Genomic DNA, 25,285 nt, shown 5'->3' with positions numbered 1-25,285 from the left:
GGAGAGGCCGTAAGCCGGTCCGGCAAGGGGTGCTACGCGGGGACGTGCACCGCCTCCACCCGGCTCGCCACCAGGCGTTCCCGTTCGCGGTGCGCCGCTCGGCCGCGCAGCCGCAGGATCTGTGCGACGCCCAGCGCCTGAAGGACGAACACCGAGGCGAACGCGATCCGGTAGTTGTCGCCGGTCGCGTCGAGCAGCACGCCCACCGCGAGCAGCGTCGTCATCGAGGCCGTGAAACCACCCATGTTGACGATTCCCGAGGCCGTGCCCTGACGCTCCGGCGGGTTGGCCGGGCGGGCGAAGTCGAACCCGATCATCGACGCGGGACCGCAGGCGCCGAGCACCACGCAGAGGGTGATCAGCAGCCACATCGGCGAGTGCGGCGCGGGGTAGGCGACGGCGCCGGCCCACAGCGCGGCGGTCGCCCCGACCGTGCCGAGGGCGAGCGGCGTGCGGGCCGCGTGGTGGCGGGCGATGACCTGCCCGTACACCAGGCCCACCACCATGTTGGACAGCACGACCAGGGTCAGCAGCTCACCGGCCGTCCCCCGGGAATGCCCCTGCGCCTCGACCAGGTACGGCATCCCCCAGAGCAGCAGGAACACCATGGCCGGGAACTGCGTGGTGAAGTGCACCCACATCCCCAGCCGCGTCCCCGGCTCGCGCCAGGACTCGGCGATCTGGCGGCGTACGTAGGCGGCCCCGGCGTGGGTGACGGGCGCGGGCTCGTGGCCCTCGGGGTGGTCGCGCAGGAACAGGAGCAGCAGGACGAGGACGGCTACTCCGGCGAGCGCGCTGCCCGCGAAGGTCTGCGTCCAGCCGATCCCGTGCAGCGCGCGGGAGATGACGATGGTGGAGACGAGGTTGCCCGCCACTCCGAAGAGCGCCGCCACCTGCGCTATCAGCGGGCCGCGCCGGGCGGGGAACCAGCGCGAGCCGAGTCGCAGGACGCTGATGAACGTCATCGCGTCGCCGCAGCCGAGCAGGGCGCGGGAGGCGAGGGCGGTGCCGTACGAGGGCGAGAGCGCGAAGCCGAGCTGCCCGGCCGTGAAGAGCACGACGCCCAGGGTGAGCACCTTCTTGGTGCCCAGACGGTCGACCATGAGGCCGACGGGTATCTGCATCCCCGCGTACACGAGCAGCTGGAGTATGGAGAAGGTGGAGAGCGCGGAGGCGTTGACGCCGAACCGGTCGGCGGCGTCGAGCCCGGCGACGCCGAGGCTGGTGCGGAAGATGACGGCGACGAAGTAGACGCAGACACCGACGCCCCAGACGAGCGCGGCGCGGCGCCCGCCGGGAGGGTCGCCCGGCAGGGAAGGGCTCGCTCCTGCTGCGGCGGAGCTCATCGTTCCTCACCCCGGACCAGGACCTTGACCCAGCTCAGGTGCTGGCGCACACAGTGCGCGGCGCGCTCGGCGTCCCCGGCCCGGATGGCCTCCAGCATCTCCTCGTGCTCGGCGATGTTCTTGGCGATCCGGTCGGGCTGGGCGTGCATCACGGCGACGCCCATCCGCAGCTGCCGGTCGCGCATCTGGTCGTAGAGCCGGGAGAGGATCTCGTTCCCGGCGTTGCGGACGATCTCGGCGTGGAAGCAGCGGTCGGTGACGGCGACGGCGGCGAGGTCGCCGGCCGCAGCGTTCGCCTTCTGCTCCTCCAGGAGCTCTTCGAGCCGTGCGATCAGCCGCCCGGGCGCGGGGACCGCCTTGCGGGCGGCGAACTCCTCGACCAGGAGCCGGGTTTCGACCACGTCGGCGGTCTCCTGCGCGGAGACGGCGATGACGAGGGCGCCCTTCTTGGGGTAGAGCCGGATGAGCCCTTCCACTTCGAGCTTGAGCAGCGCCTCGCGCACGGGCGTGCGCGACACCCCGACGGCTTCGGCCAGCTCGCCCTCGGTGAGGAGCGTCCCGCCCTCGTACCGCCGGTCGAGTACGGCCTGCTTGACGTGCATGTAGACGCGGTCGGCGGCGGGCGGCTGCTTCATGGAGGCCGGTGCGGGCGTGACGGCGGAGGCGGGAGCGGACGGCATGCGCACAGGATAGATACAACAGGTGTCCATCAGAAAGGGGCGTCCGGATGCCGAAACGCCCCTCGCCTCCTCGGCCGCACGGCAGTGCCCCCGGACGCACCGGCGTCCGGGGGCACTGACACGCGCTTACGCCCAGGTGATCAGCCGCTTGGGCTGCTCCAGGACCGCCGCCACATCGGCCAGGACCTTGGAGCCCAGCTCGCCGTCGACCAGGCGGTGGTCGAAGGACAGCGCCAGCGTGGTGACCTGGCGGGGCTTCACCTTGCCCTTGTGGACCCACGGCTGGAGCTTTATCGCACCGACCGCGAGGATCGCGGACTCGCCCGGGTTCAGGATCGGGGTCCCCGTGTCGATGCCGAACACGCCCACATTGGTGATGGTGACCGTGCCGCCCTGCATCGCCGCCGGAGACGTCTTGCCCTCGCGGGCCGTCGACACCAAGTCGCCCAGGGACGAAGCCAGTTGCGGCAGCGTCTTGTCGTGCGCGTCCTTGATGTTCGGGACGATCAGACCGCGCGGGGTGGCGGCCGCGATGCCCAGGTTCACATAGTGCTTGAGGACGATCTCCTGCGCCGCCTCGTCCCACGACGCGTTGACGTCGGGGTTGCGCTTGATCGCGACGAGCAGGGCCTTGGCGATGAGCAGGAGCGGGTTGACCCGCAGCCCCGCCATCTCCTTGTCGCCCTTCAGCTCCTCGACCAGCTTCATCGTGCGCGTCACGTCCACCGTCACGAACTCGGTGACGTGCGGCGCCGTGAACGCCGAGCCGATCATCGCCTGCGCGGTCGCCTTCCGTACGCCCTTGACGGGGATACGGGTCTCGCGCGCGTCCGTGGAGACAGCGGCCGCGACGGGCGCGGGGGTTGTTTCACGTGAAACAGGGGCCGGTTCTGCCACCGGGGCCGCCGCCGCGTGGACGTCGTCGCGGGTGATGACGCCGTCCGGGCCGGTCGGGACCACGCTCGCCAGGTCGATGCCCAGGTCCTTGGCCAGCTTGCGGACCGGCGGCTTCGCCAGCGGCCGGGCGGCCGGGGCGGCGCCGTGGCCGTTCAGCTCGGCCGGCACGGCCACGGCCTGCTCGGGGACCGAAGCCCCCTTGCGCGGGCGGCGCTTGGTGGAGGACTCCGCGACCCCGTAGCCGACGAGGACCGGCTGGCGGCCCTTGGGCGCCTCAGGCTCCTCGGCGGCCGGGGCCTCGGCGACCGGTGCCTGGACGGGGGCGGCGGCCTCGGCGGCCGGCTCACCGGAGCCCGGGGCCACGTCCACCGAGATGATCACCTCGCCGACGTCCACCGTCGTGCCCTCGGGGAAGCGCAGCTCGTGCACCACCCCGTCGAACGGGATCGGCAGCTCGACGGCCGCCTTCGCCGTCTCCACCTCGCAGACGACCTGGCCGTCGGTGACCGTGTCGCCGGGCTGGACGTACCACTTGAGGATCTCCGCCTCGGTGAGCCCCTCGCCGACGTCCGGCATCTTGAACTCGCGGAAGCGGGCAGAAGTTTCAGTCATGGTCACGGGACTCCTCAGTACGCCAGCGAGCGGTCGACGGCGTCGAGCACCCGGTCCAGACCCGGCAGGTACTCCTCCTCCAGGCGCGCCGGCGGGTACGGGGCGTGATAGCCGCCGACCCTGAGCACCGGTGCCTCCAGGTGGTAGAAGCTGCGCTCGGTGATCCGCGCGGCGATCTCCGCGCCCGCGCCGTAGAACACCGGCGCCTCGTGGACGACCACCAGATGGCGCGTCTTCTCCACCGACGCCTGGACCGCGTCGAAGTCGATCGGGGACATCGAGCGCAGGTCCAGGACCTCGATCGACTTGCCCTCCTCGGCGGCGGCCGCGGCGGCCTCCACGCAGACCTTCACCATCGGACCGTACGCCACCAGCGTCAGGTCCGAACCGGCCACGACCGTACGAGCCTTGTGCAGCGGACCGGGGATGGCCTCGGTGTCGACCTCGCTCTTGTCCCAGTACCGCCGCTTGGGCTCGAAGTAGATGATGGGGTCGTCGGACTGGATGGCCTGCTGCATCATCCAGTACGCGTCGGAGGCGTTGGAGGGCGAGACCACCTTGAGGCCGGGGATGTGCGCGAAGAGCGCCTCCGGGGACTCGCTGTGGTGCTCGACCGCGCCGATGCCGCCGCCGTAGGGGATGCGGATGACGACCGGCAGCTTGATCTTTCCGAGCGCGCGGGCGTGCATCTTCGCGAGCTGGGTGACGATCTGGTCGTACGCCGGGAAGACGAAGCCGTCGAACTGGATCTCCACGACCGGGCGGTAGCCGCGCAGGGCCAGGCCGATCGCGGTGCCGACGATGCCCGACTCGGCGAGCGGGGTGTCGATGACCCGGCCCTCGCCGAAGTCCTTCTGGAGCCCGTCGGTGACCCGGAAGACGCCGCCGAGCTTGCCGACGTCCTCACCCATGATCAGGACCTTGGGGTCGTTCTCCATCGCCTTGCGCAGCGACTCGTTGATCGCCTTCGCGATGGGAAGCTTCTGTACGGTCATGGCTACTTGCCCTCCCCCGCGGCGAAGCCGCCATCGGACTCAGTCGCGAACGACGCCTGGTAGGCCGCGAACTGGGCCCGCTCCTCGTCGACGAGCGCGTGCCCGTCGGCGTAGATGTTCTCGAAGATGGCCATCCGGTCCGGGTCGGGCATGGCGCGGACCGCCTCGCGGACCTGCTTGCCGAGCGTCTCGGACTCCTCTTCGAGGGAGGTGAAGAACGCCTCGTCGGCGTGCCCCTCGTTCTCCAGGTACGTCTTCAGCCGCAGGATCGGGTCCTTGGCCTCCCACGCCTCGCGCTCCTCGTCGGCCCGGTACTTGGTCGGGTCGTCGGAGGTGGTGTGCGCGCCCATCCGGTACGTGAACGCCTCGACCAGGGTCGGCCCCTCGCCGCGCCGGGCCCGCTCCAGGGCGGACCGGGTCACGGCCAGACAGGCCAGCACGTCGTTGCCGTCGACCCGGATGCCGGGGAAGCCGTAGCCCTGGGCGCGCTGGTAGAGCGGCACCCGGGTCTGCTTCTCGGTCGGCTCCGAGATCGCCCACTGGTTGTTCTGGCAGAAGAACACGACCGGGGCGTTGTAGACGGCGGAGAAGGTGAACGACTCCGCGACATCGCCCTGGCTGGAGGCGCCGTCGCCGAAGTACGCGATCACGGCCGAGTCCGCGCCGTCCTTGGCCACACCCATGGCGTAACCGGTCGCGTGCAGCGTCTGCGAGCCGATCACGATCGTGTACAGGTGGAAATTGTTGCTGTTGGGGTCCCAGCCGCCGTGGTTCACACCACGGAACATCCCGAGGAGGTTGGTGGGGTTGACCCCCCGGCACCAGGCGACACCGTGCTCGCGATAGGTCGGGAACACATAGTCGTCGTCGCGCAGAGCGCGGCCGGAGCCGATCTGGGCGGCCTCCTGGCCGAGCAGCGAGGCCCACAGGCCCAGCTCTCCCTGGCGCTGCAGTGCGGTGGCCTCGGCGTCGAAGCGCCGGGTCAGCACCATGTCGCGGTAGAGCCCGCGCAGCTCTTCGGGGGTCAGGTCAACGTCGTAGTCAGGGTGCTCGACCCGCTGGCCCTCGGGCGTCAGCAGCTGTACGAGCTGGGGTTCGGCGACAGCCTTCCCGGCGCTGCTACCGGTGCGCTTGCTGCTGCGTCGCGGTTTGCGCGCGGCAGTGCTCTCCACGGTCACGTGCGTGCTCCTCCGTCTGTCCGGCCCCCGGGTTCGCCGGTGTGGCCAGTTGCGGCTCCTCGCCTGCTTCCGGTCGCGGTGCACGGGGGTGGGTGCGCCTCACCGGGAACCAGGCGTGACAGGTGCCCCGGCGAGCGCCCTGTCATAGGCACGTTACCCAGTGCTGCGCATTACTGCGAAACCCCATTTGACCTGCGATTTTGCTTGGATTTCCAAGTAAATCGAGAAAGTCGGGAACAACCACTGGTCACAGCCTTGCAGGCCGCCGGAACAACGGCACGTTATCCCGGTCACCTGCGACACGGGAAGAGCGAATGTGTGAGACTGCCTCCGTGCGCGAACCAGGCAAAATCACCGTATTCCTGCTCGACGACCACGAAGTGGTCCGCCGCGGCGTCCACGAAATGCTCTCCGTCGAGGAGGACATCGAGGTGGTCGGCGAGGCCGGCACCGCGGCGGATGCCCTGGTCAGGATCCCTGCGACGCGTCCGGACGTGGCTGTGCTCGACGTCCGGCTGCCGGACGGGAGCGGCGTGGAGGTCTGCCGCGAGATCCGCTCCCAGAACGAGGACATCAAATGCCTGATGCTGACCTCGTTCGCGGATGACGAAGCCCTCTTCGATGCGATCATGGCGGGTGCGTCCGGATATGTCCTGAAGGCGATCCGGGGCAGCGAACTGCTCTCGGCGGTACGGGACGTGGCGGCGGGCAAGTCCCTGCTCGACCCGGTCGCCACGGCCCGGGTCCTTGAGCGCCTGCGCGACGGCGGCACGGCCAAGCGCGACGACCGTCTGGCCAACCTCACCGAGCAGGAACGCAAGATCCTCGACCTGATCGGCGAGGGCCTCACGAACCGGGTGATCGGCGAACGCCTGCACCTGGCGGAGAAAACGATCAAGAACTATGTCTCGTCGCTGCTGTCGAAGCTGGGGATGGAGCGGCGGTCACAGGCGGCGGCGTATGTGGCAAGAATCCAGGCCGAACGCCATTAGCCCCAGGAGTCCCCCACCCCACCCGTTCCCTCAACCCCCCGGGGGGTGGGTGGATGGTTGAGGTGGCCTCCCCGGGGCTACGCCCCCGGCCCCCGTCCACGGGGGCTCCGCCCCCTGCACCCCTGGCGGGGCTCAGCACCGGCACCCCGATTACGGGGCCTGCGGCCTCCGCGCGCCGCTTACGGCGGCTCCGCCTCCCCTGCCCCCTCCGGGGCCGCGCTCCCGCCCCCGACGAGCCCGAACTCCTCGGCCCAGCCCCCCCCACCGCGTGGACGGCGAGCCCTTCGAGCCCGCCCTTCTGCGGGTCGAACTCCAGTTCGCAACCGTCCACTCCCTGGACTATTCCACAGAGCCACACCTGCGCCACGCCGCGTGATCTAACATCTGGCGCGTGCCGCGCTCATATGCAACCCCGCCCGTGAGGGACCTGCTTCGCCGATTCGCCTCGCTGGGCGAGCCGCTCACCTGCGAACCCGTCGCCCAGGGCCTCCTCAACCGCGGTTACCGCCTCGCCACCACCCGCGGCGAGTTCTTCCTCAAGCACCACCTCGACGGCGACCGCGAGGCCATCGCCCGCCAGCACGACGCCACCCGCCGCCTCCAGGCGCTCGGCGTGCCCGTCGCGCCCCCCGTACCGGACTCCGACGGCGACACCGTCACCGTCCTCGGCGGCCGCTGCTACGCCCTGCACCCATGGGTCCACGGCCGCCACCGCGACGGCGCCCAGCTCAGCGCCGCCGGCTCGCGGCGGCTCGGCGCGCTGCTCGGCCTCGTCCACATCTGCCTGGAGGAGGTGATGGAGGGACGGGACGAGCACGCCGACCACCTCAGCGCCGACCCCGCCGACACCTTCGCCCTCATCGACGACCTGCTCGCCCGCGCCCGCCGGCGCCGCCCCCGCGACTCCTTCGACGAGCTCGCCGAACACCGGCTGCGCGAGCGCCGCCACCTCATCGAGCAGCACGCGCACCGCCGCCCGCCCCCGCAGAACGCCGGCGGCTGGGTGCACGGCGACTTCCATCCGCTGAACCTGCTCTACCGCGGCAAGGAGCACGCCGCGATCGTCGACTGGGACCGCCTCGGGGTCCAGCCCCGCGCGGAGGAGGCGGTACGGGCCGCCGTGATCTTCTTCGTACGCCCGGCCGGGGAGCTGGAGCTGGACAAGGTGCGCGCGTACGCCCGCGCGTACCGGGGAGCCACCGGCGCGGACCCGGCGGAGCTCGCCGCCGCCGTCCACCGCGTGTGGTGGGAGCGGCTCAACGACTTCTGGATCCTGCGCTGGCGCTACCAGCTCCAAGACCGAAGGGCCGACCCGCAGTTCCCTGCGGCGTCGGCCCTGGCGGTCTGGTGGACCCGCGAATACGAGGCGGTGTGCGAGGCGTTCGCGGGGTGAGGCACGAACGCCGGGCGCCTCAGGGCGTCTTGGGTGTGCTGCCGCCGGCGCTCTGACCTGCGGTCGTACCGGTAGTGGTGCCCTGGTTCGTCCCCGCGTTGGTACCCGCGGTCGTACCGGTGGTGGTGCCCTGGTTCGTCCCCGCGTTGGTACCCGCAGTCGTGCCCTGGTCCGTACCGGCCGTCGTGCCCTGGTCCGTACCGGCCGTCGTGCCCGTCGTCGTGCCCTCGTCCGTACCGGCCGTCGTGCCCTCGTCCGTACCGGCCGTCGTCCCCTGGTCGGTGCCCGAGGTCGTGCCCTGGTTCGTGCCGGCCGTCGTGCCCTGGTTGGTGCCCGGCGACGGCGAGCGCTTCTTGCTGTGCTTGGGCGACGGCGAGTACGGCGGCGGGTAGTTGCCGCCGGTCGTCGACGTCTGGTCCTGGCCGCGGCTGGCCTGGTCGTCGGGGCTCGGCGAGGTCTTCGACTCGTCGGACGGCGACGGGGAGTTGGAGATCGCCGGCTTCTTCGGCGTATGGCCGCCGTCCTTCTTGTTCGCCGCGTTGATCGCGAACGCCACGCCCGCCGCGATCGCGATGATCGCGAACACCACGAACAGGACGACCTTGCCCCGGCCGCTGGAGCGGCGGCCGTTGCCGTTGTAGCCACCGTTGTTGTAGCCGCCCGAGCCGTAACCCCCGTCGTACCCGCCGTCGTCCGGGTTCATCGGCGGCAGGATCGGACCGCGGAACTGCGAGGTATCCCCGTGCACGGGGTGGCCCATGGCGGAGGTCGGCGCGGTCATGCCCATGGCGGGGGTGCGGGCGCCCTCGTGCATGAGCTCGACCGGACCGGTGTTCCAGGTGCCGGTGTGGCTGCCCTGCGCCTGGAGCATCTGCAATCCGTACTGGACCAGGCCGCGCATCTCCTCGGCGGACTGGAAACGGTCGTCCGGGTCCTTGGCGAGAGAACGCATGACGAGCCCGTCGAGTTCCGGCGGCGCCACATCGGCTACGTGCGACGGCGGAACCGGGGTGTCCTGGACGTGCTGGTACACCACTGACAACGGTGTCTCGCCGGTGAAGGGCGGCCGCAGCGCGAGCAGTTCGTACAGCAGGCAGCCCGTCGCGTACAGGTCCGAGCGGTGGTCGACGGCCTTGCCGAGCGCCTGCTCCGGCGAGAGGTACTGCGGCGTGCCCATGACCATGCCGGTCTGCGTCATCGTCGACTGCGCGCCGTGCAGGGCGCGGGCGATGCCGAAGTCCATCACCTTCACCGCGCCGGTGTGCGTGATGATCACGTTGGCGGGCTTGATGTCGCGGTGCACGATGCCGTGCTGGTGCGAATACGCCAGCGCCTCAAGGACGCCGGAGACGATGATCAGCGCCTGCTCCGGCGGCGGTGCGTCCGCCTGGACCAGCAGGTCACGGATGGTGCGGCCCTCGACCAGCTCCATCACGATGTAGGGGAGGGTCTGGCCGCCCACCGTGTCCTCGCCCGAGTCGTACACCGCCACCACCGCATGGTGGTTGAGCCCGGCCACCGACTGCGCCTCGCGCGTGAAGCGGGCCTTGGAGACCGGGTCCTCGGCGAGATCGGGACGGAGCAGCTTCACCGCGACGGTACGGCCCAGACGTACGTCCTCGGCCGCGAAGACCTCCGCCATGCCGCCCCGGCCGAGCCGGTGCGTCATCCGGTAGCGGCCGTCACCGACGAGTCCGCCGACCCACGACTCGTGGTCCTGCGCATCGGGCATCCCGGCGCCGTTTCCCTCGGGTTCGGGTGCCATCAGTCCTCGCCGTCGTGTCTGGCCGCGTCAGCGGTGGTTCCTTACGGTCTTACGGTTGTGCAGTAGTGCACGCTACAGCGTTCGTACAGGCCGCCGGTTCGGGATGGACCGGCCATCCAATCGGTTCCGCGTGTACCCATGCAAATTCCATGCGATTCCTGTAACGCTTACGAGACGCTTCTTGCGCGTACGGTCACGGAACGGGCACCCGGCTTGACGTGTCAGGCCCCTCCGGCAGACTTGGCCTGAAAAATTCGAGGATCATCACTGGCCGTCGCGCCACGGGGGGATGCACAGTCATGAGCCAGGACGGCGCACAGGGCCGCTATGCGGGCGGCTCCATCGCGGGCGGGCGCTACCAGCTGCGCGACCTCCTCGGCGAAGGCGGCATGGCCTCCGTCTACCTGGCGTACGACGCCGCGCTGGACCGCCAGGTGGCCATCAAGACCCTGCACACCGAACTCGGCCGGGAACAGTCGTTCCGCGAGCGCTTCCGCCGCGAGGCCCAGGCCGTCGCCAAGCTCCAGCACACCAACATCGTCTCGGTCTTCGACACCGGTGAGGACGAGCTGGGCGGCGCGATGATGCCGTACATCGTCATGGAGTACGTGGAGGGCCAGCCGCTCGGCTCGGTGCTGCACACCGACATCCAGCAGTACGGCGCGATGCCCGCCGACAAGGCCCTCAAGATGACCGCCGACGTACTGGCAGCCCTTGAGGTCAGCCACGAGATGGGCCTGGTCCACCGCGACATCAAGCCCGGCAACGTGATGGTGACCAAGCGCGGTGTGGTCAAGGTCATGGACTTCGGCATCGCGCGCGCCATGCAGTCCGGCGTCACCTCGATGACCCAGACCGGCATGGTCGTCGGCACCCCGCAGTACCTCTCGCCCGAACAGGCGCTGGGCCGTGGCGTGGATGCCCGCTCCGACCTGTACTCGGTCGGCATCATGCTCTTCCAGCTGCTCACCGGCCGGATCCCGTTCGACGCCGACTCGCCGCTGGCCATCGCGTACGCACACGTCCAGGAGGAGCCGGTCGCGCCCTCCTCGGTCAACCGCTCCATCCCGCCGGCCGTGGACGCGCTGGTGGCCCGCGCGCTGAAGAAGAACCCGAACGAGCGCTTCCCGAGCGCCGCCGCGATGCGCGACGAGATCGCCCGTATCTCCGCCAGCGGCCAGACCGGCGCGGCCCCGGTGATCACCGGCGGCGGCCCGGTCTCCAGCGGCCAGGGCGTCGGCTCGACGGTCTTCCCGCCGCTGGACTCCTCGGCCCAGCAGGGCTACCAGGGCAGCGTCCAGACCCCGTACCAGACGAGCCCGTACGGCCCGCCGACGCCGGCCCCCACGCCCCACCCGCAGCCCTCGTACGGCTACCCGCAGCAGCAGATGCAGCCGCAGGCACCGATGCCCGTGCAGCACACCCCGCCGCCGTACACGATCTCCCCGAGCGCCCCGGCCGGTGGTTCTTCTTCGAAGAAGAACACCCCCGTCATCGTCGGCGCGATCGCGGTGGCGGTCCTCGCGGTCGGCGGCCTGGTCACGGCGCTGATGCTGAACAACGGCGGCGACTCGGACTCCGGCGGCGACAAGAAGGCCTCCGGCGAGAACGTCGCGGGCCACAAGGGCCCCGAGCGCAGCCGCACGCTGGAAACCACCAAGTGCACCAGCCCCTCGAAGTCGTCGCTGGACCCGTCGAAGGTCCAGGCGCCGGACTTCACCTACAAGGACATCCTTTCGGTGAAGTCGTGCATCCAGGCGGCGGGCTGGAAGGTCAACACCGAGACCGTGGACGACGGCCAGTGGGGCCAGGACGTCGTGGTGACGCAGTTCCCGGCGTCGGGCGTCGATGTCGACCCCAAGACGGCCCAGTTCACGCTGACGCTGTCGTCGGGCAACCCGCCGCAGCAGTAGGGGGCGCGGGCTCGGGGCACCCGGGTGACGCACCCGGGATGCCCGGTTTGTCGAGTCATGTGACGCTGACCCCATGGCTTCAGGGCTCCGGACACGGCTCCGGACACTCGGCGTGGGCGCCGCACTGGCGGTCCTGCTGCTCGTGACCCCGCCCGGCATACCCGCGTACGCCGAGGACCCGGCGCCGCCCGCCGCGCCCTCCCCCCTGGACCAGCGGTTCGCGGGCAACCGGGCCGGGGAGGGCCGGGCCAGGCCGGGACGCCCGCCGCAGACCCTCCCGTACGTACCGGACGAGTCGGCGCAGCCGATCGCCGACGCGTTCCTGTCGCCTACACCGCCACCCCCGAGCGCCGAGCCGGCGGTGGCCCGCAAGAGCCAGCCGTCCCGTCTGTCCACCACGTCGGACCTACGGGTCCATGTCCTGTCGATGGGGGCGGGCCTGACCCTGACGGGCCTGGGCCTGGGTTTCCTGGCCCTGCGCCTACGCCGCCCCTGACGCGCATTTCCCTCGCCTCCAATGGGTGGATCACCTCTCTCCGGGGGCACAACGTGATGTGAGGCACGTGTGCGAGAGAATGGGCGGCATGGAGATGCCGAGGAACGAACAGTCGCCGGACAGCCCCCACATCCTGGTAGTCGGACAGGACGGCATGGCCATCGGCGGCGGTGACGACGAGTCGCGCGAGGTCCCGGTGACGGAGATGGTCGAACAGCCAGCGAAGGTCATGCGCATCGGCAGCATGATCAAGCAACTTCTGGAAGAAGTGCGCGCGGCTCCTCTGGACGAGGCGAGCCGCGTACGCCTGAAGGACATCCACGCCTCCTCGGTCAAGGAGCTTGAGGACGGCCTGGCCCCGGAGCTGGTCGAGGAGCTGGAACGCCTCTCGCTCCCCTTCACGGACGAGGCGATCCCCTCCGAAGCGGAACTGCGCATCGCCCAGGCGCAGTTGGTGGGCTGGCTGGAAGGCCTCTTCCACGGCATCCAGACGGCCCTGTTCGCCCAGCAGATGGCAGCCCGGGCCCAGCTGGAACAAATGCGCCGAGCCCTCCCGCCCGGCACCTCGCACGACGACGAGGACGGGCCGGGGCTGCGGTCGGGGCCGTACTTGTAGGAGTGCGGCGGGGCTGCCGCGTGGCCTGATGGGCCGGGGGGCAGCCCCACGCCACCTGCGCAGGCGGGGTACCCCTCAGGGGCGCGGCGAATTGCACAACCAGCCACACACAGCACGCAGACGAGCTGGCGGGGCGCAGCCCCGTAAGGGCCCGAGGCCAACGGCCCTCACCAGCCCGCCCGCCCGTCGGGGCCGAGCCCCAGCAACCCGCCCGCCCGTCGGAGCCTGACCGCAGCAGCCCACCCACCCGAGAAGAGGCCGAGGCCCAACCTCGCGGGGTCCGGGGCGCAGCCCCGTAAGGGCCCGAGGACAACGGCCCTCACCAGCCCGGCCGCCCGTCGGGCCTGACCGCAGCAGCCCACCCACCCGAGCAGGAGCCGAGGCCCAACCCGCGGGGTCCGGGGCGCAGCCCCGAAGCGGGGTGCAGGGGCCGCAGGCCCCGCCAGGGGTGCAGGGGCCGCAGGCCCCGCCAGGGGTGCAGGGGGCGGAGCCCCCGCCCAGGGGCCCGGCGACGGAGTCCCCGGGAAACCCCCTTCCCCCACCCCCGCCCACCCCCGGAGGCCACGCGACCTAGCCGCAAATGTCTCAGCGGGAGGGGCCGGGAGGGGCTCAAACCACCAGCAGAACCTTCCCCACGTGCTCCCCTGCCTCCAACACCCGATGTCCCTCCGCCGCGGAGCTCATCCCCAACACCCGGTCCACAACCGGCCGCACCCGCCCCGCAGCAACCAGCGGCCACACATGCTCCCGAACCGCCGCCACGATCGCCGCCTTCTCCACCTCCGGCCGCCCCCGCAGGGTCGTCGCCGTCACCGCCGCCCGCTTCGCCATCAGCGCCCCGAGGTTGAGCTCACCCTTCACCCCGCCCTGCAACCCGATGACGGCCAACCGCCCGTTGACCGCCAACGCCCGTACGTTCCGGTCGAGATACTTCGCGCCCATGATGTCGAGGATGACGTCCGCCCCCGCCCCGTCCGTCGCCTTACGGAGCTCCTCCACGAAGTCCTGCTCGCGGTAGTCGATCAGCACGTCCGCGCCCAGCTCCGCGCACCGCGCCAGCTTCGCGGGCCCACCCGCCGTGACGGCGACCCGCGCCCCGACCGCCTTGGCCAGCTGGATCGCCATCGTGCCGATCCCGCTCGCACCCCCGTGCGCCAACAGCGTCTCGCCGGGCCGCAGATGGGAAACCATGAACACGTTGGACCACACCGTCGAGACGGCCTCCGGCAGCGACGCCGCGACCGTCAGCTCCACCCCTTCCGGCACCGGCAGCAACTGCCCCACCGGCACCGCCACCTTCTCCGCGTACCCGCCACCGCTGAGCAGCGCGCACACCTCGTCGCCCACGGACCACCCGGACACCCCGGTCCCCAGTGCGACGATCCGCCCGGAGCATTCAAGGCCCGGATACGGCGAGGCTCCCGGCGGCGGCTCATAGTGCCCCTGCCGCTGCAGCACATCCGCACGGTTGACGGCCGCCGCCGCCACCTCGACGAGGACCTCGCCCTCGCCCGCCACCGGATCGGGCACCTCGGCCCAGACCAGCGCTTCGGGACCACCCGGCTCAGGAATCGTGATCGCATGCATGCGGCCGACGCTACTCCGCCGCGCCCTCCGAGGCCGCCCCGCCCGCCCGTACGATCGTGATCAGCCGGTCCGTCAGCTGGAGCGGGCTGGCCCGTGCGTCGTCGTACGCCAGCAGCCGGTGGCCGCGCAGCACACTGACCGTGAGGTCCTCGGTCTCCCGGACCCCCCGCCCCACCTCGCTCTTCTTCACCGGCCGTTCGACGAGGTCGAGCCCGCTGCCCTGCTGGATCAGGTCCTCCATCACCGTTCCGGCGCTCGGGCTGAGCACGGACAGCCCGAGCAGCCGCCCGGCCGCGCTCGCGCTGGTGATCACCGCATCCGCCCCGGACTGCCGCAACAGCGGCGCGTTCTCCTCCTCCCGCACCGCCGCGACGATCTTCGCCCCCCGGTTGAGCTGGCGTGCCGTCAGCGTGACCAGCACCGCCGTGTCGTCGCGCTGGGTGGCGATCACGATCTGACGGGCCTTCTGCACCTCGGCGCGGAGCAGCACATCACTGCGCGTCGCGTCCCCGATGACCCCGACAAACCCCTCCGCGTTGGCGGTCTCGACCACCTTCGCGCTCGGGTCGACGACCACGACCTGCTCCTTCTTCAGCCCGGTCGCACACAGCGTCTGGATCGCCGAACGGCCCTTCGTCCCGAAGCCGACGACAACGGTGTGGTCTCGCAAGTTCGCCTTCCAGCGGTTGAGCCGCCACTCCTCCCGGGTCCGCTCCGTGAGGACCTCGAGAGTCGTACCGACCAGGATGATCAGAAAGAGCACGCGCATCGGTGTCACCAGCAGGATGTTGGTGAGCCTGGCACTGTCGCTGTACGGAACGATGTCGCCGTAACCCGTCGTGGAGAGCGTGACGGTGGCGTAGTAGGCGGCGTCCAGCAGGTCAACGCCGCCGTCGGCGTTGTCGTGGTAGCCGGCACGGTCGATCCACACGATGAACGTGGTCAGCACCAGCACGCTGAGCGCCATCAGGATCCGCTTGCCGACCTGCCGCAGCGGCCGGTCGACCACCCGGCGCGGCAACTTCACCCGCCGGGTGACCAGATTCTCGCCGGCCTGCCGGGCGATCGCGTCTTGGCCGGGCAGTTTCACGTGAAACACCGTTCAGTGGTGCAGGAGTTGAGGAGTAGGGCGGGATGTTTCACGTGAAACACCGTTCGGGAGTGCAGGAGTTGAGGGGCCGGGCGAGAGAAGCGGGGTGTTTCACGTGAAACACCCTTCACCCGCCCCCAGTTGCCCCCACGGCAGGTCCAGGACCTCGACCTCCTGACCGGCCCGCGCCCCGCCGGGCGGTACGACCGCCAGCCCGTCCGCCGCCGCGATCCCCCGGAGCATCGCCGGGCCGTTGTAGTGCAGCGGCACGATCCGGTCGGCCCGGTGCACCACGGGCACGAGCCGGGTGTCGTACTGATGCCCGTGGACTTCGTCGCGCAGCGCGGCGGTGTACGGGCCGGTGGACGCGGCACCGCCCGCGCGCCCCGCGAGCTCCCGCAACAGGGGTTCGGCGAGCGTGAGCAGCGCCGAGACGGCCGCGAGCGGGTTGCCCGGCAGCCCCACCAGGTGCTTCCCGGCGGCGATCCGGGCCAGCAGCATCGGATGCCCGGGGCGGACGGCGACCCCGTCCACCAGCAGCTCGGCCCCCATAGCCCGCAGCACGGGGTGCACATGGTCGACGGGCCCGGCCGCCGTCCCGCCGGTCGTCATCACCAGGTCGGCCTCCGACCCGGTGACGGCCGCGAGCAGCATGTCGGCGTCGTCCTTGAGCCGCCGCGTGGCGACGGCGTCCGCGCCGAGCATGCGCAGCCAGGGCCCCAGCATCGGGCCGAGCGCGTCCCGGATCAGCCCGTCGCGCGGCAGCCCCTCGGCCAGCAGTTCGTCGCCGAGGACGAAGATCTCGACGCGGGGCCGTGGCACGGTGCTCAGCCCGTCGTACCCGGCGGCCGCCGCCAGCCCCAGGACCGCCGGGGTGACCAGCGTGGACGCGGGCAGCAGCTGGTCGCCGGAGCGGCACTCCTGCCCGCGCGGACGGATGTCCTGCCCGGTGACGACCTCCCGCTCCGCGTGGAGCAGCGTCTTGGCCGCGTCCGTGCGGGCGTGCTCGCTGCGGATGACGGCGGTCGCCTCGGCGGGGATGCGCGCGCCGGTGGCGATCCGTACGGCCTCGCCGTCCACGAGGGGCGCGGATGCGGCGCGCCCGGCGAGGATCCCCTCGGCCGCGCCCCGGATCCGCCAGGGCCCGGGGCCCGCGACGACCCAGCCGTCCATGGCGGAGGTGTCGAAGGACGGCAGATCGGTGAGGGCCGCGAGGGGGGCGGCCAGGGTCTCGCCGAGGGCCTCGGCCAGCGGCACCCGATGGCTGCGGCGGGGTGCCGCGCGCCCGGCCGCGACGGCGGTGTCCCTGGCTTCGTGCCAGGGCGCGGCGCGGTGGCGGGGGCGGGGGCGGGACCCCGGTGCGGGGCCGGGGGCGGGGACGGGAGCATTCACCAGGGCCAGTGCCTCCTCCACCCCGTCGTCGACGGGTGACACGGACGGCTCGGCGCCGGTCATGGGTTGAGCTCGTCCTTCTCGGCGGCCCACCGGTTGGCGAGGGCGGCGGCCTTGCGGGCCGCCTCGGCGACGTCGGCGCCCTCCCCGCCCGCCTTGGCGGCCGCGTAGCCGACCAGGAAGGTCGTGAGCGGCGCGGCGGGCCGGGCCACGCCGTGGGCGGCGTCTCTGGCCAGGTCGAGCAGCACGCCGGTGTCGACGTCCAGGTCGATGCCGAGTTCGTCCTTGACTGCGGTGATCCATTCGTCCAGCACGTTCCCATGCTCCCTGATCCGGGCCCGGGCCGCCGCGATGTCCTCCCAGGTGTCGCAGTCGAACGAGGCGAGGGGCTGGGGGGCGGGAAGGTGGGCGAGGTCGAGTTTCCGGGTCAGCAGCCGCAGGGGAAGCCCGCCGAGGCCCCCGTGCTCGGCTGCGAGGAGGGCGAGCTCACGGCGGAGCGGCTCGGCCCGGTAGACGGCGACCAGCGGCTGCGCCCGCCCGCTCTCGTCGACGCACAGGACACCTTCGCGCGCGCCCGTGCCGAGCGCGTCCAGGAGGCCCGTGACGGTGGGTTCGCCCAGGAAGGGAAGGTCGGCGGAGAGCGCGAGCACCGAGGGGGCGGTGGTCAGCCGCAGTCCGGCGTCGAGCGCGGCGAGGGGCCCGCCGCCGACCGGCTCCTCCCGCGTCCACACCACGGGCCGCGCCGTGGTCCGGCGCCCCCCGACCACCACGGTGACCCCGGCCCCGGCGCAGGCGCCGAGCACACGGTCGAGCAGCGCCCTGCCCCCCACCCGCACCCCGGGCTTGTCCGCCCCGCCGAGCCGCCGCGCGGCCCCTCCGGCGAGCACGATGGCGTCATAGCGGGTCGTCATCCCAGCAGTATGGGCCGCCTGGGATACGAGGGGCATCGCCCGGGGTACGAGGGGCATCCCCGGGGTACGAGCGGAATCCCCGGGGTACGAGGGGAATCGCGCCCGGGCACACGGGGTAGCGGAGCCCGCTACCCCTGCCCGGCTACAGCCCTCGCTGCCCCCCGCGCGGCTACAGCGACCGCAGCAGCACCGCCGGCTGCTCCACGCAGTCCGCCACGTACCGCAGGAATCCGCCCGCCGTACCGCCGTCGCACACCCGGTGGTCGAAGGTCAGCGACAGCTGGACGACCTGACGCACCGCCAGCTCGCCCTGGTGAACCCACGGCTTGGCCATGATCCGGCCCACTCCGAGCATGGCCGCCTCGGGGTGGTTGATGATCGGCGTGGATCCGTCCACCCCGAACACCCCGTAGTTGTTCAGCGTGAAGGTGCCCCCGGTCAGGTCGGCGGGTGTCAGCGTCCCCGCCCGGGCCGCCTCGGTCAGCCGCGCGAACTCCTCGCTCAGCGACGCCGCGCTACGCGCCTGCGCGTCCCGGACGACCGGCACGACCAGGCCCCGCTCGGTCTGGGCGGCGAAGCCCAGGTGCACCGCCGGCAGCCGCACGATCTCCCGCGCCGCCGTGTCCACCGTCGAGTTGAGCTCGGGATACCGGTCGAGGGCAGCCGTGCAGATCCGGGCCAGCAGGGCCAGTACGGAGATCTTCGGGCCGCCCACCGCGTTCATCGCGGCCCGCGCCGCCATGAGTTCGGTGGCGTCCGCGTCGACCCAGCACGTCGCGTCCGGGATCTCGGTCCGGCTGCGCGCCAGCTTGTCGGCGACCGCGCCCCGTATCCCGCGCAGCGGTATGCGCGTCCCGGCGGTGGCGGAACCGGCCGCCACCGGAACGGGCTGGGCCGTCGTCCCTGCCGGTTCGGCCTCCACCCGAAGCGCCGACTCCACGTCGCAGCGCAGGATCAGACCCTCCGGCCCGGAACCGGTCAGCTCACGCAGGTCCACCCCGTTCTCGCGGGCCAGCTTCCGTACGAGGGGCGAGATGACCGCCACGGGGCCACCGGCCGCCGGAGCGGCGACAGGCGCGTGGCCCGGCGCGGCATCCGCCGGGGGCCCGGACGGCGTCACCGGCACGGTGGCGGGCGGTGCGCCCACCGGCGCCGGGCGCACCCGGCGCCGCCGTCGCACGGCCTCGCCCGTCCCGTAGCCGACCAGCACATTGCCGGAGTACTCCGACGACTCGGCCTCGGCGGCCTCGGGCGCGCCGACGGCGACGGTCAGCAGGGGCGCGCCGACGGGCAGTTCCGTGCCCTCCTCGCCGAACCGCGCCGTCACCACGCCCCCGTAGGGGCACGGCACCTCCACCATCGCCTTGGCGGTCTCGACCTCGACCACCGGCTGGTCGATCGCCACGACGTCGCCCACCGCCACCAGCCAGCGCACGATCTCCGCCTCGGTGAGGCCCTCGCCGAGGTCCGGCAGCTTGAATTCCAGGACCTTGGGCATCAGCTCTCCGCCTCCCACTGCAGCCGAGCCACCGCGTCCAGGACCCGGTCCACGCCCGGCAGGTGGTGCTTCTCCAGCATCGGCGGCGGGTACGGGATGTCGAACCCGGCGACGCGCAGCACCGGCGCCTCCAGGTGGTGGAAGCAGCGCTCGGTGACCCGGGCCGCTATCTCGCCGCCGGGGCCGCCGAAGCCGGTCGACTCGTGGACGACGACCGCCCGGCCCGTACGCCGCACGGAGGCGCACACCGTCTCGTCGTCGAAGGGCACGAGAGAGCGCAGGTCGACGACTTCCAGGTCCCAGCCCTCGGCCGTGGCCGCCTCCGCCGCCTCCAGGCAGACCGGGACGGAGGGGCCGTAGGTGATCAGCGTGGCGCTGCGGCCGGGGCGGCGGACCACCGCCTTGCCGATCGGCGCCACCTCGGTGGGCGCGTCCGGCGACCACTCGGCCTTCGACCAGTAGAGCCGCTTGGGCTCCAGGAAGACGACCGGGTCGTCGGAGGCGATGGCCGCGCGCAGCAGCCCGTACGCGTCCTCGACGGTGGCGGGCGTCACCACGTGCAGCCCCGGGGTCGCCATGTAGTACGCCTCGGAGGAGTCGCTGTGGTGCTCGACGCCGCCGATCCCGCCCCCGTACGGCACCCGGACCACCAGCGGCATGCCCATGGAGCCGCCCGTGCGGTTGCGCATCTTGGAGACATGGCTGATCAGCTGCTCGAACGCCGGGTAGGCGAACGCGTCGAACTGCATCTCCACCACGGGCCGCAGCCCGTACATCGCCATGCCGACCGCCGTGCCGAGGATCCCGGCCTCGGCGAGCGGGGTGTCGGTGCAGCGGTCCTCGCCGAACTCCTTGGCGAGCCCGTCGGTGATCCGGAAGACCCCGCCGAGCGTGCCCACGTCCTCTCCGAGGACATGGACCGTGGGGTCCTCGGCCATCGCGTCGCGCATGGCGCGCTGCAGCGCCTGCGCCATGGTGGCGGGCTTCGCCGCGACCGTGGTCATCGCTCCCCCTCGTCCTCGTTCTCGTGCGCCGCCAGCTCGGCCCGCAACTGGGCCTCCTGTTCGCGCAGCTGTGCCGTCTTCTCGGCGTAGACGTGCGCGAAGAGGTCCATGGGGTCGAGCTCCGCGTCCGCGTTCATCCGTTCGCGCAGCTCGGCGGCCATCGTCTCCGCGGCCTCGGCCGCGGCCTTCTTCGCGCTGTCGTCGAGGAATCCGCGGCTGGTCAGCTCGGCCTCCAGGAGCTGGATCGGGTCGTGGTCGCGCCACGCCGCCACCTCGGCGTCCACCCGGTAGCGGGTGGCGTCGTCGGCGTTGGTGTGCGCCTCGATCCGGTACGTCACGGCCTCGATCAGCGTGGGGCCCCCGCCACGGCGGGCGCGCGCGACGGCGTCGGCCAGCACTTCGTGGACCGCCGCCGCGTCGTTGCCGTCGACCAGCCGGCCCGGCATCCCGTACCCGACGGCCTTGTGGGCGAGGGAGGGGGCCGCGGTCTGCTTGGCCAGCGGCACCGAGATCGCGAAGCCGTTGTTCTGCACGAAGAAGACGACCGGGGCCTGCCAGACGGCCGCGAAGTTCAGCGCCTCGTGGAAGTCGCCCTCGCTGGTGCCGCCGTCGCCGACCATGGCGAGCGCCACCACGTCGTCGCCCTTGAGCCGGGCGGCGTGCGCCAGGCCCACCGCGTGCGGGAGCTGGGTGGCGAGCGGGGTGCACAGGGGCGCGATGCGGTGCTCGTGCGGGTCGTATCCGGTGTGCCAGTCGCCGCGCAGCAGGGTAAGGGCCTGTACGGGGTCGAGTCCGCGGGCTACGGCGGCGAGGGTGTCCCGGTAGCTGGGGAAGAGCCAGTCCTGCTCCTGGAGCACCAGCGCGGCCGCGACCTCGCATGCCTCCTGGCCGGTGGAGGACGGGTAGACCGCGAGGCGGCCCTGCTTGGTGAGGGCGGTGGCCTGCGCGTTGTACCGCCGGCCGCGGATCAGCTCCGCGTACAGCCGCAGCATCAGGGCGCGGTCGAGCGGGGCGTCCGTGCCGAGCACGCGGTACGGCTCGGGGTCCGGGAGCAGCGGGGCGGGGTCGGTGCGGGGCCTCCAGGCAGGGGGAGGGGTGGGCCGGTAGGCGGCGGCACCGGCACCGGGCAGCTCTTGGACCGTCATGACGAAGCACCTCCTCGTGGGGAGCGGGAAGGAGGCACGACAGTGTGATGCGCCTCACCTACCGATTGTTCGGTCGAGAGCGCATTTTGGCTACAGGCACCGCGAGCCTGTGGACAAACGGTTCTGCACAGCCTGGGATAGAGACAGGTCGTCCATGCTAGGGAGGCGGGGGGACATGGCAGCTGAACAAATGGCCGACGAGGGCCAGGGCGTCCAGGGCACGGCGGCGCGGCCGCTGGACGCCGTCGACCGCGACATCCTGCGCATGCTCCAGACCGACGGGCGCGCGTCGATACGCTCCGTGGCCGAGCGCGTGCACGTGTCCCGCGCCAACGCCTACGCCCGGATCAACCGTCTGCTCGACGACGGGGTGATCCGCGGCTTCACCGCGCGCGTGGATCACGAGAGGGCGGGCCAGGGCGCGTCCGCGTACATCACGCTCAAGATCGTGCAGAACTCTTGGCGCACGGTCCGCGAGCAGCTCCAGGCGCTGCCGGGCGCCGCACACATCGCCCTGGTCAGCGGCGACTTCGACGTGCTGCTGCTTGTGCACTCGCCGGACAACCGGGCGCTGCGCGAGCTGGTCCTGACCAAGCTCCAGTCGATCCCCGAGGTGCTGTCCACACGGACCCTGCTGGTCTTCGAGGAGACCGACCTGGACCCGGGACCCGGCACGCCGTAGGCGGTGCGGCGTCAGGCGCCGTACTTCTCTCAGGTGCAGTACTTCTTGAGGAAGGCCAGCACCGTGGACCAGTTCTTGGGGTCGTCCAGCAGCGCGACGCCGTGCTCATACACGCCCTTGAGCTCGTAGAGCCGGTTCTCGGGCGCCTTGGTGCTGGCTCTGCTCAGCTGGACGGCCGCGTCACCGAAGGGGCTGTCCTCGGCGCCCGCCATATAGAGCACGGGCGAGGTCAGCTTGGGCGCCGCGGCCAGGGCATCGTCCGGGCCGTACTCGGTCGGCCCGGAGAGCGAGACGACGGCATCGGGCCTCGGCTCCAGCACCGTGGCCGCCTTCACGACGGCGGTGCCGCCCTTGGACGCGCCCATCAGGATCAGCTTCCAGGCGCCCTTGGCGCGCAGATGGGCGGCCGCCCCGCCGACCTCGGCGACGTCGTCGCCGGTGGAGTTGACGGCGAGCACCTGGAAGCCCTCCTTGCCCAGCTCCAGGGCCTTGTCCTTCCACTGGCAGACGTTCCCGTCCGCCTGGTGCGCGAGCACGATCCCCGTGTTGCCCTTGCCGGCGTAGAAACCGGCCGTCTCCGCGCCGTCGGTGCCCTTGAAGACGACGGATCCCGCCTTGGCCTGCCCGGGCGTCAGACAGCCGAAGTCGTCGCCCTTCTTGAGGGGCACGCGTGCGCTGTCGCTCTGCTTGGCGGAAGGTTTCTCCCCGCTGTCGCCGCCCCCGTCGCAGCCGGACACCATCACTCCCACGAGCAGCGTCACAGCACACAGGGACACAGCGGCAACACGGGTGCGCACGGCATTCATGACCGTGGATGGTGATCTGGAGCCAGTGGGGAGTCAACGGCACGCGCGCGTCAGGGGTGGGTGCGCAGCCCGTCGAAGGCCAGGTGGACGATCGCCTCGGTGACCTGGGCGCGCTCCGCCTCCCCGTCGCGCTGCGGCCGGTACCACTCCACCAGGGAGTTGACCATGCCGAACAACAGCCGGGTCGCCAGGCGTATGTCCATGTCAGAACGGAGGTCCCCGTCGGCCGCCGCGGCCTTGAGCAGGTCGGAGACGCGCTGGTCGAACTCCCGGCGGCGCTCCATCGCCCAGCGCTCGGTCTTGGTGTTGCCGCGTACGCGCAGCAGCAGCGTGACGTATGGCAGCTCCGCCATCAGCACTTCGACCGTACGTCGGGTGACGTACTCGACCCGCTCGATCGGCCGCCCGCGCGTGGCGCCCGGCTCGTCCAGGACGGCGAACAGGCCGTCGATGGCGCGGCTGACAGCCCGTCGCAGCAGCTCTTCCTTGCCCGACACATGGTGGTAGATCGACGACTTGGAGATGCCGGCCGCCTTGGACAGGTGCTCCATGGACGTGCCGTCGTAGCCGCGCTCGTTGAAGACCCGCACAGCGACCGTGAGCAGGGTCTCCGGGGTGTACGTGTCCCGCTTGGCGGTGGTCATGAGGCGGTCTCCTCGCCGTTGCTGTACGACTGCCGGTAGAGGGCGAGCGAGGGCGCGTACCGCCCGGTGGGGCAGCGCTCGTGCATCGCCGTCAGCAGGTCGTACGCCCAGTCCTGGCCGAGCCTGCGGCTCCACTCGACGGGTCCGAGCGGGTAGTTGACGCCCAGGCGCATCGCGGTGTCGACGTCCTCGGCCGTGGCCACGCCCCGGGCGACCGCGTCGGCGGCGAGGTCGGCGAGCATCGCGACGGTACGGGCGACGATCATGCCGGGCACGTCCCCGATCACGCTGACCTCCTTGCCGAGCTTCTGGAAGAGGCCCACGGCCTCGCTCACCGCGCGCGTGGAGGTGTCCTCGCTCGCCGAGAGCGCGATACGGGTGGCGCCCCGGTAGTCGAGGGCGAGGTCGAAGTAGACGACGTCCGCGTACTCGACGGAGGTGCGCCCGTCGGCCGGGACGAGCTGGCCGTCGCCCGGCAGCCCGATGTAGGGGCCGCCCGACTCGACCGTCTTCACCTCGATGCCGGCCTCGCGCATCATCGCGACGAGCTCGGCAGCCGGACCGAGGTCACCGACGACCGTGACGGCCTCGGGCGCGTCGGCGGGCTCGGCGGTGTGCGGCTCGGGCCGCACCTCGCCGTCGCCGTACGTGTACCAGCCGCGTCCGCTCTTGCGGCCGTGCAGGCCCGATTCGACCAGCCTGCGCTGGGCCAGTGACGGGGTGAACTTGGGGCTCTGGAAGAAGGACTCCCACACCGAGCGGGTCACGGCCTCGTTGACGTCCTGGCCGATGAGGTCGGTCAGCTCGAAGGGGCCCATGGCGAAGCCGCCGCTCTGGCGCAGCACGGCGTCGATGGTGGCGGGGTCGGCGCCGCGCTCCTCGTACACGGAGAAGGCCTCCGCGTAGAAGGGCCTGGCGATGCGGTTGACCAGGAAGCCCGGGGTGTCGGCGCACCGTACCGGGGTCTTGCCCCACGCCTTCGCCGTCTCGTACGCGCGCGTGGCGGCCGCCTCCTCGGTCGCGAAGCCGGAGACGACCTCGACGAGGGGGAGCAGCGGCGCCGGATTGAAGAAGTGCAGCCCGACGAAGCGGCCCGGGTGGCGCAGGGCGCCCGCGACGGCCGTGACGGACAGGGAGGAGGTGTTGGTGGCGAGCAGGCAGTCCTCGGCGACGATCTCCTCGATCGCCGTGAACAGCTCCTGCTTGACGTCGAGTTGCTCAAGGACCGCCTCGACGACCAGCGCGGCGTCCGCGAGCTCGGCCAGCTCCTCGGCCGGGTGCAGCCGGGCGAGTGCCGCGTCACGCTCGGCCGATGCGATCCGGCCTTTCTCGACGAGCCGCTCCAGGCGGGCCGCGATGGCCGCCGCGGCCTCGCGCGCCCGGCCGGGGACGGCGTCGTACAGCCGCACGGGGTGCCCGGCCACCAGGGCCACCTGGGCGATGCCCTGTCCCATGGTCCCGGTGCCGACGACGGCGACGGCACGGTCCGGCCCGACGGCGGTGCTCTGTTCGATGGCGGTCATGACGCGATCCTCCCCGATGAGTTGTCCACAGGTTCTACGGACCCCCTTGTCCCGACCGATCGTTCGGTTACTCTAACTCTGTCCGCCCGTCCCTGCCCAGCTCGACGAGGAGTGGGTCCG

General features: G+C 71.8%; 22 protein-coding genes. 6 read left to right on the top strand and 16 right to left on the bottom strand.

Annotation, left to right across the window (positions count from 1 at the left end; genetic code table 11):
* Positions 1-32 precede the first annotated feature (32 nt).
* The 5 genes from ACZ499_RS01480 to pdhA (ACZ499_RS01460) all read right to left on the bottom strand — a co-directional run bounded on the left by ACZ499_RS01480 (position 33) and on the right by pdhA (ACZ499_RS01460) (position 5,708).
* Positions 33-1,346 carry an MFS transporter gene (locus tag ACZ499_RS01480; RefSeq protein WP_468671000.1) on the bottom strand — a complete coding sequence of 438 codons (1,314 nt, stop codon included), beginning with the start codon at positions 1,344-1,346 and terminating at the stop codon, positions 33-35.
* Positions 1,343-2,026: a GntR family transcriptional regulator gene (locus ACZ499_RS01475; RefSeq protein ID WP_468670998.1), complete on the bottom strand. Its 684-nt coding sequence runs from the start codon at positions 2,024-2,026 to the stop codon at positions 1,343-1,345. Before ACZ499_RS01475 ends, ACZ499_RS01480 begins: the two co-directional genes overlap by 4 nt.
* 126 nt (positions 2,027-2,152) lie before the next feature.
* A complete protein-coding gene (locus ACZ499_RS01470) occupies positions 2,153-3,535 on the bottom strand; it encodes a dihydrolipoamide acetyltransferase family protein (RefSeq protein ID WP_468670996.1) in 1,383 nt (460 codons plus the stop codon).
* Positions 3,536-3,549: 14 nt separating this feature from the next.
* Complete coding sequence (locus ACZ499_RS01465; protein ID WP_385543584.1) at positions 3,550-4,530, bottom strand: alpha-ketoacid dehydrogenase subunit beta; 981 nt, start codon at positions 4,528-4,530, stop codon at positions 3,550-3,552.
* A 2-nt stretch (positions 4,531-4,532) separates the two neighbouring features.
* Positions 4,533-5,708, bottom strand: coding sequence for a pyruvate dehydrogenase (acetyl-transferring) E1 component subunit alpha (gene pdhA, locus ACZ499_RS01460; RefSeq protein ID WP_385543581.1), 1,176 nt, complete (start codon positions 5,706-5,708; stop codon positions 4,533-4,535).
* Between the two features lie 332 nt (positions 5,709-6,040).
* Between pdhA (ACZ499_RS01460) and ACZ499_RS01455 the strand changes: the two genes are divergently transcribed.
* A complete protein-coding gene (locus ACZ499_RS01455) occupies positions 6,041-6,700 on the top strand; it encodes a response regulator (RefSeq protein WP_371653626.1) in 660 nt (219 codons plus the stop codon).
* Positions 6,701-7,091: 391 nt separating this feature from the next.
* Positions 7,092-8,093, top strand: a complete 1,002-nt coding sequence (locus tag ACZ499_RS01450; RefSeq protein ID WP_468670992.1) for a phosphotransferase — start codon at positions 7,092-7,094, stop codon at positions 8,091-8,093.
* Between the two features lie 19 nt (positions 8,094-8,112).
* Here ACZ499_RS01450 and ACZ499_RS01445 read toward each other — a convergent pair whose 3' ends face one another.
* Positions 8,113-9,858: a protein kinase domain-containing protein gene (locus ACZ499_RS01445; RefSeq protein ID WP_468670990.1), complete on the bottom strand. Its 1,746-nt coding sequence runs from the start codon at positions 9,856-9,858 to the stop codon at positions 8,113-8,115.
* 299 nt (positions 9,859-10,157) lie between these two features.
* On the opposite strand from ACZ499_RS01445, the gene ACZ499_RS01440 reads away from it, so the two are divergent.
* The 3 genes from ACZ499_RS01440 to ACZ499_RS01430 all read left to right on the top strand — a co-directional run bounded on the left by ACZ499_RS01440 (position 10,158) and on the right by ACZ499_RS01430 (position 12,883).
* On the top strand, positions 10,158-11,771 hold the full coding sequence (locus ACZ499_RS01440) for a protein kinase domain-containing protein (RefSeq protein ID WP_468670988.1): 1,614 nt from the start codon (positions 10,158-10,160) through the stop codon (positions 11,769-11,771).
* Between the two features lie 73 nt (positions 11,772-11,844).
* The gene (locus tag ACZ499_RS01435; protein ID WP_468670987.1) at positions 11,845-12,267 is read left to right on the top strand and encodes a hypothetical protein; all 423 of its coding nucleotides are present in this window, start codon (positions 11,845-11,847) and stop codon (positions 12,265-12,267) included.
* An 88-nt stretch (positions 12,268-12,355) separates the two neighbouring features.
* Entirely contained in the window at positions 12,356-12,883 is a 528-nt protein-coding gene (locus ACZ499_RS01430) for a bacterial proteasome activator family protein (protein WP_385550144.1), read from the top strand.
* Positions 12,884-13,492: 609 nt separating this feature from the next.
* On the opposite strand, the gene ACZ499_RS01425 is transcribed toward ACZ499_RS01430, so the two are convergent.
* From ACZ499_RS01425 to pdhA (ACZ499_RS01395), 7 genes are all read right to left on the bottom strand, one after another.
* Entirely contained in the window at positions 13,493-14,470 is a 978-nt protein-coding gene (locus ACZ499_RS01425) for an NAD(P)H-quinone oxidoreductase (protein ID WP_468670982.1), read from the bottom strand.
* A 10-nt stretch (positions 14,471-14,480) separates the two neighbouring features.
* On the bottom strand, positions 14,481-15,560 hold the full coding sequence (locus ACZ499_RS01420) for a potassium channel family protein (RefSeq protein ID WP_468670979.1): 1,080 nt from the start codon (positions 15,558-15,560) through the stop codon (positions 14,481-14,483).
* Positions 15,561-15,671: 111 nt separating this feature from the next.
* Positions 15,672-17,015, bottom strand: a complete 1,344-nt coding sequence (locus ACZ499_RS01415; protein WP_468670976.1) for a molybdopterin molybdotransferase MoeA — start codon at positions 17,013-17,015, stop codon at positions 15,672-15,674.
* Positions 17,012-17,863, bottom strand: a complete 852-nt coding sequence (locus ACZ499_RS01410; protein ID WP_468670973.1) for a DUF6457 domain-containing protein — start codon at positions 17,861-17,863, stop codon at positions 17,012-17,014. The genes ACZ499_RS01415 and ACZ499_RS01410 overlap by 4 nt, the downstream gene beginning before the upstream one ends.
* Before the next feature lie 169 nt (positions 17,864-18,032).
* The gene (locus tag ACZ499_RS01405; protein WP_468670971.1) at positions 18,033-19,361 is read right to left on the bottom strand and encodes a dihydrolipoamide acetyltransferase family protein; all 1,329 of its coding nucleotides are present in this window, start codon (positions 19,359-19,361) and stop codon (positions 18,033-18,035) included.
* A complete protein-coding gene (locus ACZ499_RS01400) occupies positions 19,361-20,365 on the bottom strand; it encodes an alpha-ketoacid dehydrogenase subunit beta (protein WP_468670969.1) in 1,005 nt (334 codons plus the stop codon). Before ACZ499_RS01400 ends, ACZ499_RS01405 begins: the two co-directional genes overlap by 1 nt.
* Positions 20,362-21,510 (bottom strand): pyruvate dehydrogenase (acetyl-transferring) E1 component subunit alpha, encoded by a 1,149-nt coding sequence (pdhA, locus tag ACZ499_RS01395; RefSeq protein WP_385541716.1) that lies wholly within the window; start codon positions 21,508-21,510, stop codon positions 20,362-20,364. Before pdhA (ACZ499_RS01395) ends, ACZ499_RS01400 begins: the two co-directional genes overlap by 4 nt.
* 175 nt (positions 21,511-21,685) lie before the next feature.
* Between pdhA (ACZ499_RS01395) and ACZ499_RS01390 the strand changes: the two genes are divergently transcribed.
* Entirely contained in the window at positions 21,686-22,192 is a 507-nt protein-coding gene (locus tag ACZ499_RS01390; RefSeq protein ID WP_468670966.1) for an Lrp/AsnC family transcriptional regulator, read from the top strand.
* Between the two features lie 29 nt (positions 22,193-22,221).
* On the opposite strand, the gene ACZ499_RS01385 is transcribed toward ACZ499_RS01390, so the two are convergent.
* The 3 genes from ACZ499_RS01385 to ACZ499_RS01375 all read right to left on the bottom strand — a co-directional run bounded on the left by ACZ499_RS01385 (position 22,222) and on the right by ACZ499_RS01375 (position 25,165).
* A complete protein-coding gene (locus ACZ499_RS01385; protein WP_468670962.1) occupies positions 22,222-22,953 on the bottom strand; it encodes an alpha/beta hydrolase family protein in 732 nt (243 codons plus the stop codon).
* A 95-nt stretch (positions 22,954-23,048) separates the two neighbouring features.
* Positions 23,049-23,642: a TetR/AcrR family transcriptional regulator gene (locus ACZ499_RS01380; RefSeq protein ID WP_371653641.1), complete on the bottom strand. Its 594-nt coding sequence runs from the start codon at positions 23,640-23,642 to the stop codon at positions 23,049-23,051.
* Positions 23,639-25,165 (bottom strand): 3-hydroxyacyl-CoA dehydrogenase, encoded by a 1,527-nt coding sequence (locus tag ACZ499_RS01375; protein WP_468670956.1) that lies wholly within the window; start codon positions 25,163-25,165, stop codon positions 23,639-23,641. Before ACZ499_RS01375 ends, ACZ499_RS01380 begins: the two co-directional genes overlap by 4 nt.
* Between the last annotated feature and the right edge of the window lie 120 nt (positions 25,166-25,285).

It is taken from the genome of Streptomyces sp. NPDC031265 (assembly GCF_055570295.1).
Note: the sequence above shows the minus strand (reverse complement) of the source record. Positions and strands in the feature narration are given on the sequence as shown.